Annotated in this window: 15 protein-coding genes; 5 read left to right on the top strand and 10 right to left on the bottom strand. The window is 68.4% G+C overall.

Going from position 1 to position 15,897, the window contains the following annotated elements; translation table 11 throughout:
* Positions 1 to 10: 10 nt before the first annotated feature.
* The 3 genes from NX02_RS26830 to NX02_RS26820 all read right to left on the bottom strand — a co-directional run bounded on the left by NX02_RS26830 (position 11) and on the right by NX02_RS26820 (position 2,825).
* Positions 11 to 1,531 (bottom strand): TIGR01777 family oxidoreductase, encoded by a 1,521-nt coding sequence (locus NX02_RS26830; protein ID WP_245648713.1) that lies wholly within the window; start codon positions 1,529 to 1,531, stop codon positions 11 to 13.
* Positions 1,528 to 2,220: a DUF4166 domain-containing protein gene (locus NX02_RS26825; RefSeq protein ID WP_084718364.1), complete on the bottom strand. Its 693-nt coding sequence runs from the start codon at positions 2,218 to 2,220 to the stop codon at positions 1,528 to 1,530. The genes NX02_RS26830 and NX02_RS26825 overlap by 4 nt, the downstream gene beginning before the upstream one ends.
* A gap of 71 nt (positions 2,221 to 2,291) precedes the next feature.
* Complete coding sequence (locus NX02_RS26820; RefSeq protein ID WP_342671287.1) at positions 2,292 to 2,825, bottom strand: GbsR/MarR family transcriptional regulator; 534 nt, start codon at positions 2,823 to 2,825, stop codon at positions 2,292 to 2,294.
* Between the two features lie 204 nt (positions 2,826 to 3,029).
* Here NX02_RS26820 and NX02_RS26815 point away from each other — a divergent pair, with 204 nt between their 5' ends.
* Positions 3,030 to 3,626, top strand: a complete 597-nt coding sequence (locus NX02_RS26815; RefSeq protein ID WP_025295247.1) for a hypothetical protein — start codon at positions 3,030 to 3,032, stop codon at positions 3,624 to 3,626.
* A 56-nt stretch (positions 3,627 to 3,682) separates the two neighbouring features.
* Here the strand turns inward: NX02_RS26815 and NX02_RS26810 are convergent, their stop codons facing one another.
* From NX02_RS26810 to NX02_RS26790, 5 genes are all read right to left on the bottom strand, one after another.
* A complete protein-coding gene (locus NX02_RS26810) occupies positions 3,683 to 4,234 on the bottom strand; it encodes a glutathione peroxidase (protein ID WP_025295246.1) in 552 nt (183 codons plus the stop codon).
* 79 nt (positions 4,235 to 4,313) lie between these two features.
* The gene (locus tag NX02_RS26805) at positions 4,314 to 4,853 is read right to left on the bottom strand and encodes a DUF6265 family protein (protein WP_025295245.1); all 540 of its coding nucleotides are present in this window, start codon (positions 4,851 to 4,853) and stop codon (positions 4,314 to 4,316) included.
* 91 nt (positions 4,854 to 4,944) lie between these two features.
* Positions 4,945 to 5,223 carry an ETC complex I subunit gene (locus tag NX02_RS26800; RefSeq protein WP_025295244.1) on the bottom strand — a complete coding sequence of 93 codons (279 nt, stop codon included), beginning with the start codon at positions 5,221 to 5,223 and terminating at the stop codon, positions 4,945 to 4,947.
* Positions 5,224 to 5,279: 56 nt separating this feature from the next.
* A complete protein-coding gene (hrpB, locus tag NX02_RS26795; protein WP_025295243.1) occupies positions 5,280 to 7,736 on the bottom strand; it encodes an ATP-dependent helicase HrpB in 2,457 nt (818 codons plus the stop codon).
* A 78-nt stretch (positions 7,737 to 7,814) separates the two neighbouring features.
* Complete coding sequence (locus tag NX02_RS26790; RefSeq protein ID WP_025295242.1) at positions 7,815 to 9,023, bottom strand: penicillin-binding protein activator; 1,209 nt, start codon at positions 9,021 to 9,023, stop codon at positions 7,815 to 7,817.
* A 10-nt stretch (positions 9,024 to 9,033) separates the two neighbouring features.
* On the opposite strand from NX02_RS26790, the gene rsmI reads away from it, so the two are divergent.
* The 4 genes from rsmI to NX02_RS26770 all read left to right on the top strand — a co-directional run bounded on the left by rsmI (position 9,034) and on the right by NX02_RS26770 (position 11,991).
* Positions 9,034 to 9,891 carry a 16S rRNA (cytidine(1402)-2'-O)-methyltransferase gene (gene rsmI / locus NX02_RS26785; RefSeq protein ID WP_047099863.1) on the top strand — a complete coding sequence of 286 codons (858 nt, stop codon included), beginning with the start codon at positions 9,034 to 9,036 and terminating at the stop codon, positions 9,889 to 9,891.
* Positions 9,888 to 10,244: a YraN family protein gene (locus NX02_RS26780; protein ID WP_025295240.1), complete on the top strand. Its 357-nt coding sequence runs from the start codon at positions 9,888 to 9,890 to the stop codon at positions 10,242 to 10,244. Before rsmI ends, NX02_RS26780 begins: the two co-directional genes overlap by 4 nt.
* Positions 10,245 to 10,435: 191 nt before the next feature.
* Positions 10,436 to 11,389 (top strand): glutathione synthase, encoded by a 954-nt coding sequence (gene gshB / locus NX02_RS26775; RefSeq protein WP_025295239.1) that lies wholly within the window; start codon positions 10,436 to 10,438, stop codon positions 11,387 to 11,389.
* Positions 11,386 to 11,991, top strand: coding sequence for a DedA family protein (locus NX02_RS26770; protein WP_025295238.1), 606 nt, complete (start codon positions 11,386 to 11,388; stop codon positions 11,989 to 11,991). Before gshB ends, NX02_RS26770 begins: the two co-directional genes overlap by 4 nt.
* Positions 11,992 to 12,028: 37 nt before the next feature.
* Here the strand turns inward: NX02_RS26770 and NX02_RS26765 are convergent, their stop codons facing one another.
* Both NX02_RS26765 and NX02_RS26760 read right to left on the bottom strand, forming a co-directional pair.
* A complete protein-coding gene (locus NX02_RS26765; RefSeq protein WP_039998135.1) occupies positions 12,029 to 13,000 on the bottom strand; it encodes a family 43 glycosylhydrolase in 972 nt (323 codons plus the stop codon).
* A 14-nt stretch (positions 13,001 to 13,014) separates the two neighbouring features.
* On the bottom strand, positions 13,015 to 15,771 hold the full coding sequence (locus tag NX02_RS26760; protein ID WP_025295236.1) for a TonB-dependent receptor: 2,757 nt from the start codon (positions 15,769 to 15,771) through the stop codon (positions 13,015 to 13,017).
* Positions 15,772 to 15,897: the final 126 nt, after the last annotated feature.

Below are 15,897 nucleotides of genomic sequence, written 5' to 3'. Positions count from 1 at the left end.
CTGCCCTCCCTCAATGCAGCCGGCGCAACGCCGCGAACGGGCGGCTGGGCGTGGCGGCTGCGGCGGGCCGCACCGCGCCGGTGATCGCCGCCAGCGCGCCCTCGATGCGGGGGTGGCGGAAGCGGAAGCCTTCGAACACCGCGCGTACCGGCAGCACGCGCTGGCTGGCAAGAAACAGCTCGTCGGCAAAGTCGCCGAGCAACGCGCGGAGCGGGGCGGCGGGCAGCGGCAGCACCGTCGGGCGGCCCAGCGCATGGCCGAGCGCGCGGGTGAAGTCGGCATTGCGCACGGGGTTGGGGGCGGCGGCGTTGACCGCACCTTCCAGCGTGGGCGTGGCGATCGCGAAGGCGATCAGGCGGACGAGGTCGTCGCGGTGGATCCAGCTCATCCATTGCCGGCCGCTGCCGATGCGGCCGCCCATGCCGAATTCGAACGGCAGCAGCAGATTGCCGAGCAGCCCGCCCGCCGCGGCCAGCACCAGCCCGATGCGCAGCCGCACGATGCGCACGCCCGCCGCCGCCATCCGATCGGCCTCCGCTTCCCACGCGGCGCAGATCTCGCCGCAGAAGCCGGTGCCGGCGGGGCTGGTCTCGTCGAGCAACGCCTCGCCGCGATCGCCATAGACGCCGATCGCCGAGGCGCTGACGAGCACCGCTGGCGGCACCGCAAGGCGATGGGCGAGCGTCGCCAGCGCGCGGGTGGTCTCGATGCGGCTGGCGCGGATGGCGGCACGGCGGCGGCACGTCCACAGCCCGCCGGCGATGCTCTCGCCGGCGAGGTTGACGATCGCGTCGAGCCGCTCTGCGCGGTCGATGGCGTCGAGGCTGGTGACGATCCGGACCGGGCGGGGGAGCGTCGCACCGCGCGCGGGGTCGCGGGTCAGCACGATAACCTCGTGCCCGGCCCCCGCCAGTGCCGCGACCAGCCGGCGGCCGACGAAGCCGGTGCCGCCGGTGACGAGGATCCTGCATCGCGTCGGCAGCGCCTCCGCCAGCGCCGCCGCATCGGGTTCGACGAGGCGCGGGGCACGGCGGGCGGCGGCAAGATCGCGCAGGCCGCTCAACGTCACGCCCAGTGCGGCGATGGCGAACAGGATCGACGGCAGGCCGTGGAAAAGGATGGGCAAGGCGGTGGGCAGTGCGGTGCGCGCCCACAGATCGGGCAGCAGCAGCGCGAGGATCACCCCATAATTGAGCGTCAGCAGAGTGTGCGTCACGCGCTCGCTCGCCGGCAGCAGCCGGGTGCGATCCTCTTCGACGAAATCCCACAGGGTAATGCCGAGCTCGACCAGCAGCAGCGCGAGCAGGGCCGCGGCATAGCCGCCCTGCGGCTCGGACCAGCCCAGCACGAGGAAGACGATCGCGTAGATCAGGTTGCGCACGGCATGAAGGCCGAGCTCGGTCGCCTGGCCGGGCTGCCACGCCAGCCGCAAGGTGAGTTCATGGTGATAGAGCGTGTCGAAGCCGCCCAGCGCGATCTGCGCGAACAGCAGCACCCAGAGCATGGTATCGATCATAGGGGCGTCGATCATGTCGCGTCTCCATCGGTTTCCGGATCGGCGAACACCGCCACCTGTCGCACCAGCCGGCCGGCGAGGGGGTGGGTGAGATCCAGCGTGAACACGAAGCGGCCGTGGCCGCAGTCGATATGTGCGACGGTGAGGCGCGGGCTCAGCCAGCACGGCAGGCGCAGCCGCAGCCTGCCCAGCCGCCAGAAGATATGGTCGCTGACGAAACTCAGCACGCCCCCCTCGACGGTGAGGCCGAGCGCGATGCCGACGCCGAGGCCGAGATATTCCTCGAGCCCGGTTGGACCGGTGAAGCGCTTGGCGCTGTAGATGACTTGGGGGAAGCCCGCGCGACGGCCATATTGGCGCGTCCAGAACTGGCCGCCGCCAGCGCGATCCTCGGTCACCGTCACGCAGGCGGGCACGCCCGTGTCGCGATGGAGCGGCAGCGGGCTGCCGATCATGCGCGCCAGCTGTGCGAGCAGCCAGCCGAGCCGGCTCATCCGGCATTCGGTGACTTCGCCGACATAGGTCAGGCAGCCTTCCGGCCCGATGCGACGGCGGAAGCGCTCGCGCACCGCGGCGGGAAGCGCCGCCCAGCGCTCGCCGCCGAGCAGCCGGCGGAACGGATGCGCTTCGTCGGCCTCTGGCCTCGGCAGCGACCGGCGCCAGCCCTGATAGCGGCCCTGCACTCCTCTTGCCGTCGCCAGCATGTTCTCCTCCATCAGTTATTTCTGTAAAAACAGAAATTATTGCACGTAATGCGGCCGCGTTCCGGCCGCGATCAGTCCTTCGTTTTGCCGCCCGGAATCAGTGCGAGCACCTTGCGGCCCATCTTGATCAGCATGAGCAGCCGCGACGGCGAGACCTGGATCATCTCGTCGTGCCATTTCTCCATCGTCTTGACGAAATCATACATCGCCTCGATCCGGCCGCGCGCGACCTTGCCGATGCGCGGATCGCCCTGCGCTTCGGCGCGGCACAGTTCGAGCGCGGCGACGGCGGGGTCGATCTCGCGCTGCTTGCGGCCTTCGGCGATGCGGGTGAGCATCTGCCAGAGATCGACCTCGGCCTCGAAATGGTCGCGGCGATCGCCCATCACCGGCACGCGCCGCACCAGCCGCCAACCGACCAGTTCCTTCAGCGAGTTGGAGATGTTGCTGCGCGCAATGCCCAGCTTTTCGCCGATCTCGTCGGCGTTCAGCGGTCGCTCGCTGAGATAGAGCAGCGCATGGATCTGCGCCACGGAACGGTTGACGCCCCACTGGCTCCCCATGTCGCCCCAGTGCAGCACGAACGCGCGAACCGCCGGAGGCAATGTTGCATCATGTTCGGTAATTTCTGTCATGACAGAAATATGCGACAATCGCGAAAGCGTGTCAAGCGAAACGCCTTTGCAGGATTTTGACAAAAGTTCATCGGCGGGGCAGGCATTTGCAACCCACGGACGACCTGATCGTTACGCTTGCATCGGCACCCTGGTGGTGCGACCCATATCATCGAACGAGCGAAAGGGTTTTCGATGCGGAAGACCGCAACCCTGTTTACCCACGGACTGGCGGCGACCGCGCTGATCGCGACGGCGATGCTGCCCGCAGCGCCCGCGCTGGCGCAGGGCGGCGCGCCCGAGCAGAACGCCGGCCAGCGCGCCAAGGGCATCGCCACCCAGCCGCTGGAGGATCTCAACATCCATAAGGACGAGATTCCCCCCAAGCTGGTGTCGGTTCAGGACGATCCCTACAGCCTTGCCGGCATGCGCACCTGCAAGCAGATCAACGCCGAAATCATCGAACTGAACGGTGTGCTCGGCGCCGATGTCGATGCGACCGAGGAAGCCCGCCAGAAGACGGCGGACCGCATCGTGTCCGTGGGCGGCAGCCTGGTCGGCAGCCTGATCCCGTTTCGCGGCCTTGTCCGTGAGGTGACCGGCGCCAATGCCCAGCAGCGCCGCTTCGAGGCGGCGATCTATGCCGGCACCACCCGCCGTTCCTACCTGAAGGGCACCGCCAAGGCGAAGGGTTGCAAGCCGCTGCCGCCGGTGACCGCGGCGGAAGTGGATGCCGGCGTCAAGAAGGCGAAGGAAAAGGAAGCGGCGGACAAGGCGGCCGAGAAGAAATAGGGCGCTGAAGAGACGACCTCCCCGAGCATCGCTCGGGGAGGAAGACCGACTTGCCCTCAGCCCTTCGCGAGTTCCGCCTCGATTGCGGCGACCAGCGCCGCATCGTCCGGCGCGGTCGTGGGCGCAAAGCGGCCTGCGACGGTGCCGTTACGACCGATGAGGAACTTCTCGAAGTTCCACAGCACTTCGGGTTCGGGGTTGGGCGTCATGCCATAGCCGCGCAGCCTTTCGCGGAACGCCTCGGGATCGCCCTCGGCCGCTGGCGCCGCCTCGGTGAGCAGCTTGTAGAGCGGATGCTTGTCCGGCCCGGCGACGGTGATCTTGGAATACATCGGAAAATCGACGCCGAAATTGGTCGTGCAGAAGCTGGCGATCTCCTCGTCGGTGCCCGGCTCCTGCGCGCCGAAATCATTCGCCGGGAAGCCCGCGACGACGAGGCCCTGATCCTTGTAGGCGGCGTAGAGCTTTTCCAGCCCTTCATATTGCGGGGTCAGCCCGCATTTCGATGCGACGTTGACGGCGAGCACGACCTTGCCGTCATGGTCGGCGAGGCTGGCATCCTTGCCGTCGATCGTCGTGAGCGGAATCTGCTGCAGCGCGGTCGTCATCACCTTCTCCCTGCTCGGTTGCCCGATGGGACTAGCCGAGGCACGGCCGAGAAGCGAGGCGGCTTCGTGCGCCCGTCCCTCACATGCCCCCGTCCGGCGCGATCCGGTGATACTGCCACGTCATCGTATCGCGGGCAGGATCGCGCCCGCGCGTCGTCGCGACCAGCATCGTGCCGCCCTCGGCCAGCCGGTAGGAAATGTGCGTCGGATAATCATGCTGCGGATTGGCGAAGACGATCTCGGCAGTGCCCCCCGCCGGATCCTCGCGCAGCACAACCGCCGGGAAGGCCACCGCGGGCTTGCCCGATGGCTGGCCGTAGAAGACCAGCCCGTCGACATGGCGGACGATCCGCATATATTCGAAGCCGCGCGTGACCCCGCCCTTGAGCGTCTGGCCGATACCCAGCTTCGTGCCGCCGCGCATCGGTTCCCAATGTTCGATGGTGATGCCGTCCGCAGCATTGCCCGCCCGCCAGTCACCGGACAGCCAGTCGAGATCGGTCGCGGGCAACCGGTGCGGGCTTTGCGGCCGATCGCCGATGATCGGGCCATCGGCCGATTGCGCGGCGCCGACGCCGGACGCCAGCAACATGGCACTCGCCAGCAGCACACGCAGCATCAACCGCCCTCCCCTGCCGCAAGCTTCGCCGCGCGGGAGCCGCTTGTCAAAAGCCGATTATGTCCTCCCCGGAACGGAGAGGGCTTTCAACTCAGCGAAAATTGTCCGCGTAAGCCTGCAGCTTCAGCCGACGCGCCGGCGCGGGGATGACGTGATAGGCGAGACCCTCGCGCTCGGCATAGGCCTTGGCCGCATCCAGCGTCGGGAAGGAGAGGCGGACCTGTTCCTGCGTGTCGCGCGATCCGGCCCAGCCCATCAGCGGGTCGGCGCGCTTCGGCTCGGCGGGTTCGAACTCCAGCACCCAGTGCTGGGTGCCGGCGCGGCCCGACTGCATCGCGTTCTTGGGCTTCTGGAAGATACGGGCGGCCATGGCTGTGTCCTGGAATTTCTCTGCCGTTCCGCACTGCCGCATCGCCGGGGCGATGGTCAAGCGTTGCGCGCGTCGGCGCGCTTGGTGCGCAACGTCGCGGCAGCGGACGCGGGGTTTTCGGGCCAGGGATGGCGGGGGTAGCGGCCGCGCATCTCCTTCGCCACCGCCTGCCAGCTCCCCGACCAGAACCCGGGCAGGTCGCGCGTGGTCTGGATCGGGCGGCCGGCGGGCGAAGTGAGGCTCAGCACCAGCGGCACCGCGCCGCCGGCGATCGAGGGATGTGTCGCCAGGCCGAACAGCGCCTGCACGCGCAGTTCCAGTTTCGGGCCGCCCTCCGCCGCATAGTCGATCTCGTGACTCGATCCGGCGGGCGAGTGGAAGCGGGCGGGCGCGAGGCGATCGATCGCCTTCATGCCATCCCAGCCGATCATCCCCTCGATCGCGCCATGCAGCGCCGAGGCGGGCACGTCGCCCAGCCGCCGCCGCCCGGAAAGCAGCGCCGGCAGCCATTCGTCGAGCCGCGCGCCCAGGCCTTCGTCGCTGAGATCGACCTCGGGCGCGCCATGCGCCGCCGCGAACGCCGCGCGGGTGCGCAGCGCCGTCGCCGCCTCCCCCCAGGGCAACAGCCCGACGCCGTGCGTGCGCACGCCATCGAGCAAAGCGGCGGTCACGTCCTCCGGATCGGCGCGATCGTCCCGCCCGCTGGCGAGGCGGATCGCGCCCAGCCGGCGCTCGCGCAGCGCATCCGCGGTGCCGGTCGCCGGATCGAAACGCACCGAGCGCACGGTCTCGATGCGATCGGCGAACAATTCCATCACCTCGGCCTCGTCGATCGCCGCGGCGGAGAGGATGCGCGCGCCCGATGCCGCGCCCTGGGTTTCGGCGACCGCCAGCCATTCGGCGCGCGCCAGCGGCGACGTCGGATCGAGCCGGAAGCCGCGCCCGCCGACCGATGCCCAATCCTCGCCCGAGGACCCGCGCCGCTTCGAGACGCGATCGGGAAAGGCAAGCGCGACGCAGCCCGGTATCGCTTCCGGCCCGGACGCGCCTGAATCGCCGCCCCGCACCAGCCCCTGCCAGCGCTTCGCCAGTCCCCGCGCCGCCTCCGCGCGCTGTCCTCGCTCGCCGCGCCAGCGCCTGAGCCGGAGATCCAGATCGGCATCGTTGCCGCCGAGCCCGCGTTCGCCGAGCAGCACCGCGACCTCGGCGGCGGTGCGCGTCCAGCCATGGTCCGCCGCGGCGATCAGCATGTGCGCGAGACGCGGCGGCAAGGGCAAAGCGGCGATGGCGCGGCCATGCGCGGTCGGGCGCCCATCCGCATCGAGCGCATCGAGCGCCGCCAGCCGCGAGCGCGCCTCCACCACCGCAGCCTCGGGCGGCGGATCGATCCAGCGCAGCGCGCGCGGATCGGCCACGCCCCAGATCGCGGTCGCCAGCATCAGCGGCGAGAGATCGGCCTCCAATATCTCGGGCGGATCGAAGCGCGGCAGGCCGGCGGTCGCCGCCGCTTCCCACAGACGATAGGCGACGCCCGGCGACTGACGCCCGGCGCGGCCGGCACGCTGGGTGACCGCCGCCTGGCTCGCACGCTCGGTGACGAGCCGGGTCATCCCCGCCGCGCGATCGTAGCGCGGGCGGCGCGCCAGCCCCGAATCGACGACGACGCGCACCCCGTCCAGCGTCAGGCTGGTCTCGGCGATGCTCGTCGCCAGCACCAGCTTGCGCGTGCCCGCCGGTGCAGGCGCAATCGCCGCGCGCTGCGCCGCCGGCTCCATGCTGCCATGGAGGCGGTGGAGGTCGACGCCGGCGGGCAGGTCGGTCAGCCGCTCGGCCGTGCGCTCGATCTCGGCGACGCCGGGCAGGAAGGCGAGCACCCCGCCCGCCTCCTCCGCCAGCGCGCGACGCACCGCGGAGGCCATCGCATCCTCGATGCGCGCCTCGGCGGCGCGGCCGATGTGGCGGATGTCGAGCGGAAACATCCGCCCCGCGCTTTCGATCACCGGCGCGTCGTCCATCAGCGCGGCGAAACGGGCGCCGTCCAATGTGGCGGACATCGCGACGAGACGGAGATCGGGCCGCAGCCCCGCCTGCGCATCGAGCGCGAGCGCGAGGCCGAAATCGCTGTCGAGGCTGCGTTCGTGAACTTCGTCGAACAGCACCGCGGAGACGCCGTCCAACTCGGGATCCGCCTGGATGCGGTTGACGAAAATCCCCTCGGTGACGACCAGCACGCGGGTGGCGGCGGATTGGCGGCTGTCGAGCCGGGTCGCATAGCCGATCGTGCGGCCGACCGGCTCGCCGGCAAGCGCCGCCATCCGTTCCGCGGCAGCGCGCGCGGCGAGGCGGCGGGGGCTGAGCAGCAGGATCCGGCCGCTGCACCATGGCTGATCGAGCAGCGCGGGCGCGACCGCGGTGGTCTTGCCAGCCCCCGGCGGCGCCACCAGCACCGCGGACGAGCGGGTGGCGAGCACGCCGAGCAGGTCGGCAAGCACGGCGTGGATGGGGAGCGTCATGGCGTCATCCGTCCGCCATTGTCCTCCCCGAGCCTTGCTCGGGGAGGACATTTCAAATGCATCACCCGGCCCGCAGCCTCACTCCTGGAACTGCCTGGGCGCCGGCGAGACCGTCGTGAAGCCCGTGGCGTCGATCTGCTGCACTTCCAGCATGCGATCGGCGATGCCGTCGCGACCGAAGCGGAACGGTCCGTCGATGCCCGAGAAACCGCCCGAATCGTTCATCGCCTTTACCGGGAAGGGCTGGCCGACCTTCCAGTCGCGCGAGATGCGCGTCACCAGCAGCACCGAATCATATCCGAGGCTCGCGAGGCGATAGGGCGCGCGGCCGTAGCGGGCGCGATATTTGGCCGCGAGCTGCGTGTAGAGATTGTCGGGCACCGACGCGAACCAGGCGCCGCGCATCGGCACGCTCGACACCAGCCCGGCCTCCGTGTTCCACAATTCGGTGCCGAGGATCTTCGCCGTCGCCCCGCCGTTGCGCCGGATCAGCGGCACGGCCTGCGCGGCGAAGCTGCCACTGTCGGCGATCAGCACCGCCTGATAGGCCGAATCCTTCGACATCCGCGTGATCGCCGCGCTGATCGAGGTCTTCGAGCGATCGAAATTCTGCATCGAGACGACCTGCCCGCCCGCAGATTCCACCGCACGCAGCAGCGCGCTGGACGAACGCTGGCCATAGACACCGTTGGGGACCAGCCCGGCGAAACGCGTCATCCCCTTGGAGCGGGCATATTCGACGACGCGGCGAATCGACTGCGCGGGCGAGAAGCCGAGCAGATAGGTGCCGTTGCCGGCCACGCTGGCATCGTTGGAGAAGCTGATCAGCGGCACGCGGCGCGCGCGCGCGATCGGCGCCACGGCGCGGACGTCTTCCGCCAGCAGCGGCCCCAGAATCACGCTGCTGCCCTCGGCGAGCGCCTTCTGCGCCGCCGCGGCAGCGCCCGTCGCGGTGTCATAGGTGGTGATGCGAATCGCGTTGCCGCCGGTATCCAGCACCGCGAGGTTCGCAGCGTTGGCGATGGACTGGCCGACGCCGGCGTTGGCGCCCGTCATCGGCACCAGCAGCGCAACGCGGTGGCGCGCCTTGTCCTGCGGCAGACCGGTGCCGATATCCCCCGGCTCATCCGGCCGCTCGACGGGCGGCGGCTGGTCGGTCGGGGGCGGCTTGCCCTTCGGGATCATCGTCTGACAGCCCGATATCAGCAGCGCCGCCGCGACCACGGCGAGCCTGAAAGTGCCGCGCCACGTTTGCCGCGGTTGCGACACCACCATCGCCTCTGCCATGAATCCTCCCATGAACACCCAACTCGAGCCGGGTCTCTACATCGTCGCGACGCCGATCGGCAACTTGGGCGATCTTTCGCCTCGCGCAGCCCATGTGCTGGCGCATGCCGATCTGATCGCGGTGGAGGATAGCCGCGTCACCGCCAAGCTGCTTCAGCATATCGGCACGAAGAAGCCGATGACCCCCTATCATGACCATAATGCCGATGCGGTGCGCCCCGGCCTCGTCGCCCGCATGGGGCATGAGGCGATCGCGCTCGTATCGGATGCGGGGACGCCGCTCATCTCCGATCCCGGTTTCAAGCTGGTGCGCGACGCGCGCGCGGCGGGCCATGCCGTCACCACCTTGCCCGGCCCCTGCGCCGCGGTCGCCGCGCTGACATTGGCGGGCCTCCCCACCGACCGCTTCTTCTTCCTCGGCTTCCTGCCCGCCAAGGCCAAGGCGCGCGCCGACGCCATCGCCGAGGTGGCCGCGATCCGCGCGACCCTGCTGTTCTACGAATCGGGCCCGCGCCTCGCCGCGACCCTTGCGGCACTCGCCGAGGGGCTGGGTGACCGCGAGGCCGGCGTCGCGCGAGAGATCAGCAAGACGTTCGAGGAATGCGTGACCGGCACGTTGACCGGCCTCGCCGAACGCTATGCGGAAAAGGCGCCCAGGGGCGAGATCGTGATCGTCGTCGGCCCGCCGGGCGAAGCGCCGCCCGCCGCCGAGGATGAGGTGGAAGCCGCCCTCGCCGAGGCGCTGACCCGCCTGCCCGCCGCCAAGGCCGCCGGCGAAGTCGCGAAGCGCCTCGGTGCCGACCGCAAGGCGCTCTACGCGCAGGCGCTGGCGCTGAAGGATGCGGCGGCGGAAGAAGAAGCGGAGTGACCGCCGCCCGCGCCGCTGCCGAGGCGCGCGGCCGCCGCGGCGAGACCATCGCCGCCTGGTGGCTGCGGCTGACCGGCTGGTCGATCCTCGCGCGGCGCGTGCGCACCCGCGGCGGCGAGGTCGATCTGGTCGCACGGCGCGGGCGGACGGTGGCCTTCGTCGAGGTCAAGACGCGGCGGACCGACGCCGAGCTCGACGTTGCGATCGACGCGCACCGGCTGCGCCGCGTCGCCATGGCCGCCGAAATGCTCGGCCCGCGCTTCGCCCGGCCGGGCGACGCGATCCGCATCGACGTCATGCTGATCGCGCCGCGCAAGTGGCCGCGGCACCTGAAAAATGTGTGGCATGGCTGACAAGCCGGGCAGGCGTCCCTAGATCGGCCCCCGACCTCCCCGTTCGTCCTGAGTAGGGGCTGAGCCTGGCGAAGACCCGTATCGAAGGACCTGGCGCCGAGCCTGCCCCCTTCGATACGCCATTTCGACTTCGCTCAATGGCCACTCAGGGTGAACGGACTTCGGAGCACGAGCGGAAAGGGAGCGAACTTATGGCGTTGCGCGTTGCGGTCCAGATGGACCCGCTTGAAGGCATCAACATCGGTGGCGATTCCACCTTCGCGCTGATGCTGTCCGCGCAGGCGCGCGGGCACAGCCTGTTCCACTACACCGCGGACGAGCTCAACTATGCCGATGGCCGGGTGTGGACCCAAGCGCGGCCGGTGACGGTGCAGCGCGTGAAGGGCGATCATCACCGTTTCGAGGATCCGGTGCGCATCGACCTGGGCAGCGATATCGACGTCGTGCTGATGCGGCAGGATCCGCCGTTCGACCTCGGCTACATCACCGCCACCCATCTGCTCGAGCGCATCACCCACGAGACGCTGGTGGTCAACGACCCCGCCTCGGTGCGCAACGCGCCGGAGAAGGTGTTCGTTCTCGACTATCAGCGCTTCATGCCGCCGACTCTCGTCACGCGCAGCTATGCAGAGGCGCGCGCGTTTCTGGAGACGCATGGCGAGATCGTCGTGAAGCCGCTGCACGGCAATGGCGGCAAGGCGATCTTCAAGGTCGGGTCGGACGGCGCCAACCTCTCCTCGCTGATCGAGGTGTTCAACACCGCCTATCGCGAGCCGCACATGGTGCAGGCGTTCATCCCCTCCGTCACCAAGGGCGACAAGCGCATCGTGCTGGTCGACGGCGAGGTGGCCGGCGCGGTCAACCGCATCCCCGGCGAGGGCGAGATCCGCTCCAACCTCGCGGTCGGCGGCAAGGCGGCGAAGACCGAACTGACCGAGAAGGAGCGCGAGATCTGCGCCGCGCTCGGGCCCGAACTCAAGAAGCGCGGCCTGCTGTTCGTGGGCATCGACGTGATCGGCGGCGAGTGGCTGACCGAGATCAACGTCACCTCCCCCACCGGCATCGTCGCGATCGACACGTTCAACGGCTCCGACACCGCGGGCATGATCTGGGACGCGATCGAGCGAAAGGTCGCTGCCGGATGAGCGAATGGATCATCAGGATGGTGGAGCAGGCCGGCTATTTCGGCGTGTTCCTGCTGATGTTCCTGGAGACGGTCTTTCCGCCGATCCCCTCCGAAGTGATCATGCCGCTCGCCGGATTGCAGGCGGCCAAGGGGGAGATGTCGTTGTGGGCGGTGATCGCCAGCGGCACTGCCGGCGCGATGGCCGGCAATTATATGTGGTACGGCATCGCACGCTGGATCGGCATCGAGCGGTTCAAGCCCTTCATCAAGCGCTACGGCCGCTGGCTGACGCTCGACTGGAGCGAGATCGAACGCGCCGAGGAACAGTTCGACAAGCGCGGCGCCGCCTTCGTGTTCGTCGGCCGGATGCTGCCCAGCGTGCGTTCGCTGGTGTCGATCCCCGCCGGACTGCTGGCGATGAAGCAGCCCCGCTTCCTGATCTGGTCCGCACTCGGCACCGCGGGCTGGACGGCGGCGCTGGCGGTGGGCGGCTTCGTACTGGGAAGGCAATATGCCGACATCGAGAAATATGTCGGTCCGATCTCGATCGCGGTGATCGGGTTTATCCTGGTCGGCTATGTCTATCGCGTGGTGACGTGGAAGCCGAAGACGGCGGGGTGATCCCTCGCCCCGCTGCACGACGGACGACCGCGAAGGCCTACCGCCTCCGTCCCGCCAACGTCGGCGCATCGCCGTCGGTCATGCGCACCGGAAGAATGGTGCCGTCCGCGCCATAGCGCAGGACGTCGATCGCGATCTGCCGTTCGCCGGCGAACGGGCCGGGGCCCGCCGGGCGCTCCCAGCGATGATAGACGATCAGCCATTCGCCGTTGCGGGCGCGGACGATGCTGTGGTGCCCGGGGCCCTGGTGGCGCGCGTCGCTGGTCAGGATCGCGCCGCGATAACGCCACGGACCGGTCGGCGAGGCGGCGGTGGCATAATGCACCGAATAGTCGGGGCCGTTCCACCGGCCGTGGCTGTAGGAGAGATAATAGACGCCGTTGCGCTCATGCACGAAGGCGCCCTCGGTGAAGTGGGGCGGCTGTTCCACCTTCACCTCGCGCGCGGTGCCGATCATGTCGGGCCTGAGTTCCCAGACCCGCAACGTCGCGCCGGCGCTGCCGCCGGCGTAGAGATAGGTCTTGCCCGAGCGCGGATCGGCGAAGACCATCGGGTCGATCGCCTCGAACCCGTTGCCGCCGGTGATCAGCGGCTTGCCGCTGTCGCGATAGGGCCCGGCGGGCCGGTCTGCGACGGCGACGCCGATCCGGCTGGGCGTCGGATTCTGGGGGCCGACCGAATAATAGAGATAATATTTGCCGTTGCGCGTCGCCACGCCCGGCGCCCAGAGGAAATGTGCGGGCGCGCCATCGTCACCGATCCAGGCGATCTGATCGCGCCGGATCAGTTCGCCGCGCTTCTCCCATGTCTTCAGGTCGCGCGACGAGAAGGCGAAGAAGCGATCCGCCTCCCACGCGCCGCCGGGGCCGCCGGTGGGGAAAATCCACAGGTCGCCGCCGATGAACATCGCATGGGGATCGGCGCCCTGGAACTGCGGATTGCGGGCCTTCGCCGGCACCGCGGCGGCGGTGGCCAGCGCCGCCGTGAGGAACAAACGCAGCATCGTCATCCGATCACCCTGCATCAGAAGCGGAAACGGACGCCGAGCGAATAGGTGCGCTCGATGTACCGGACCTGGAAGGGATAGCTGTCGCCCGCTTCATTATAGACGCGGTCGGTGCGGATCGGGGTGCCGAGCATGTTCAGCACGTCGAACGCGACCGTGATATTCTCGATCGGCGTGAGCGTTGCCGAGAAATCGAGCACGCCCAGCGACTTCTGGTAGAGAGGCGACAGAAAGCCGTTCTGCAGATCCTGATATTCGATGACGAACTTCGAGCGCCAGTTGTAAGCGAGCCGCGCCGAAAAGCTCGGGCGTTCATAGAGGCCCACGAGGTTGAACGCGTGCTTCGAGACGTTGGGAAAGGCCTGCTGGCCGGGCAGGCGATCCTGGAAGCTGGGCTGCAGTTCCGTCGAGGCGTCGAGATAGGTGTAGTTGGCCTGGATGCCGAAGCCCTGCGCCCATTCGGGCAGGCTGTCGAATTCCAGAAACCCGTTGAACGCCACTTCCGCGCCCTGCACGCGGCCGTCGCCGCCATTGCTGGGTGCGTTGACCCGGCGGTCGGGCTGGCCGGCGATTTCGGTCAGGGTGGTGTTGCGGAAGATGAAGTTGCTGACGTCGCGGCGGAAGATGCCGGCGGTCAGCGACCCGGTGCGCGAGAAATAATATTCCAGCGACAGATCGTAATTGTCCGATTCGAGCGGGGCGAGGTTCGGATTGCCGGAGGTGATGTCGATGATGCAGTTCGGCGCATCGGGGCCGCTGTCGGGGTTGCCGGGCACCGGGGTGCAGACCAGCGGTACGGTGCCGACATTGCTCGACGGATTGAGATCGATGAAGTTCGGGCGGGTCCGCGTCCGCGTATAGGCAAGGCGAAGCTGCAGTCCGTCGGCGAGTTCGGCACGCAACGTCGCGCTCGGCAGATAGTCGGTATATCTGTTGGTCTGGCTGATCGGCGTGAAGGTGCCGGTGGTGGCATCGAACGAGTTGCCGTTCACCGTCGTCCGCGTGTTGATCACGCGGACGCCGATGGTTCCTGTGATCGGAATGCCGGCTTCGATCGCGTAGTTCAGCTGCCCATAGCCCGCATAGGCGCGCTCCGAGGCGGTGAAGGTTTCCAGTTCGGCGAACGGCACATCGCCGTTCGGGAAGCCGGCGATGGCGCGTAGCGCATCGCGATTGTCGAAGACGCTGCCGAAGCTGGCGCCGGGGAACTGCGACTCGGGCTGGGCGCGATCGAAGCGGAAGCCGCGGCGGATCGGCCCGATATCGACCGGCAGGTCGGGATAGGCGATGCCGAGATCGAGCAACGGCGCATAGCGCTGGCCGTTATAGCGCGCCGCGTCGCGATCGTTGAACCGGAAGCCCGCGCTGATCTTGGGCAGGATGCTCAGTCCCGTTTCATATTCGGCGTCGAGCCGCGCCTGGAGATCCTCGCCTTCCGCGCGGAAGTTGCGGTCGAACAGGCCGCGCAGCAGATAATTGTTCGGGTCGGCCGCGTTGAAATCGATGAAGTCGAACGTACCGCCGCCCTGCCCGCCTGGCCGGTCGAACTCGACGTTGCGCGTCGGCGAACCGGCGAACGCATAGTCGATGTTGATCTGCTTTTCGGTATAGCTGCTGTCGGTATAGGCGATATCCGCGGAAAGCTTGAGCTGTCCGGGGGACCATATGCCACCGCCGGCGATCTGGTAGGTGTTGGTGCGCGCCTTGCGGAACTCGTCAAACCCGTCCGGATTGGCGGCGCCGGTGACGGTCATGCTGCGCACCGAATTGCTGCCATCGTCGCGCAGCACGACATTGCTGTACTGCGCGCCGCCCCCGAAGGTGGGAACGAACAGCCAATGGTTGCGGTCTTCGGCGCGATAGCCCTGGAACAGGCCGTCGACATAAAATTCCAGCGTGGAGGATGGTCTCCACTGGATCGCGGCGTTGACCGACGGGCGCCAGCGATTGCCGTTGCCGTAGAATAGGCCGCTGCCGTTCGGCCGGGTAAAGCCCGCCGCATCGGCCGGATCGCCCGGCGCGGGGGTGACGAAACGATCATTCTCGCGCGTGGCGTCGAGAAAATCGATGTTGGTGATCGCGGCATTCACCAGCACGCCGATCTCGCCGATGCCGGTGTCCCAGCGATCGCTGATCAGCAGATTGCCGTTATAGTCGAATTCCTGGCTCTGCTCCCAATGGACGGCGTTGAGCGAGCCCGAGAGTCCGAAACCGTCGAAGTCGAACGGCCGGCGCGAGCGGACATTGACCTGTCCGCCGATGCCGCCCTCGATCAGGTTGGCGGTCGACGATTTATAGACTTCGAGCGCCTGGACGGCGCCCGCCGGGAAATCCTGGATGGCGACGAACCGGTTCTCGGCGGTGAAGATCTCGCGGCCGTTATAGGTGGTGGAGATATCGGGCAGGCCGCGGATCTGGACCTGCGCCGCTTCGCCCGCCCCGCGGTTCACCTGTACGCCGGTGACGCGCGCGAGCGCAGCGGAAGCCGTGATATCGGGCAGCTTGCCGATATCCTCGGCCACGATCGCATCGACGATCCCTTCGGAGTTGCGCTTGATCGATTGGGCGCTGGCGATGCTGCGGCGGAAGCCGGTGACGATGATGTCCTGATCGGGGTTCCCACCGGACGGGCCGGCGGCAGCCGGTGAGGCTTCCGGCGCGGCGCTGCCCTGCTGCGGTTGCGGCGCCGGCGGTTGCGGTGATTCCTGGGCGAAGCTGCGCTGCGCGACGATCAGGGCAAATGCCGAGATCGAAATGGCGACACGATGCCGCATGATCCTCTCCTGATCTTCGGCCCGCTCCTCTTATCGTGTTGGGCGGGGCTTTTTGTCTTATTGGTCGTTATGCCGCTATAATAGCTTGGCATCGGGTTGGTTGCCTGACGCGGCGAGATCACCGAA

Origin of the sequence: Sphingomonas sanxanigenens DSM 19645 = NX02 (genome assembly GCF_000512205.2) — a bacterium.
GTDB classification, from domain to species: Bacteria; Pseudomonadota; Alphaproteobacteria; order Sphingomonadales; family Sphingomonadaceae; genus Sphingomonas_D; species Sphingomonas_D sanxanigenens.
The sequence above is the reverse complement of the archived record's forward strand: the minus strand, read 5'-3'. Positions and strand labels throughout refer to the sequence as shown.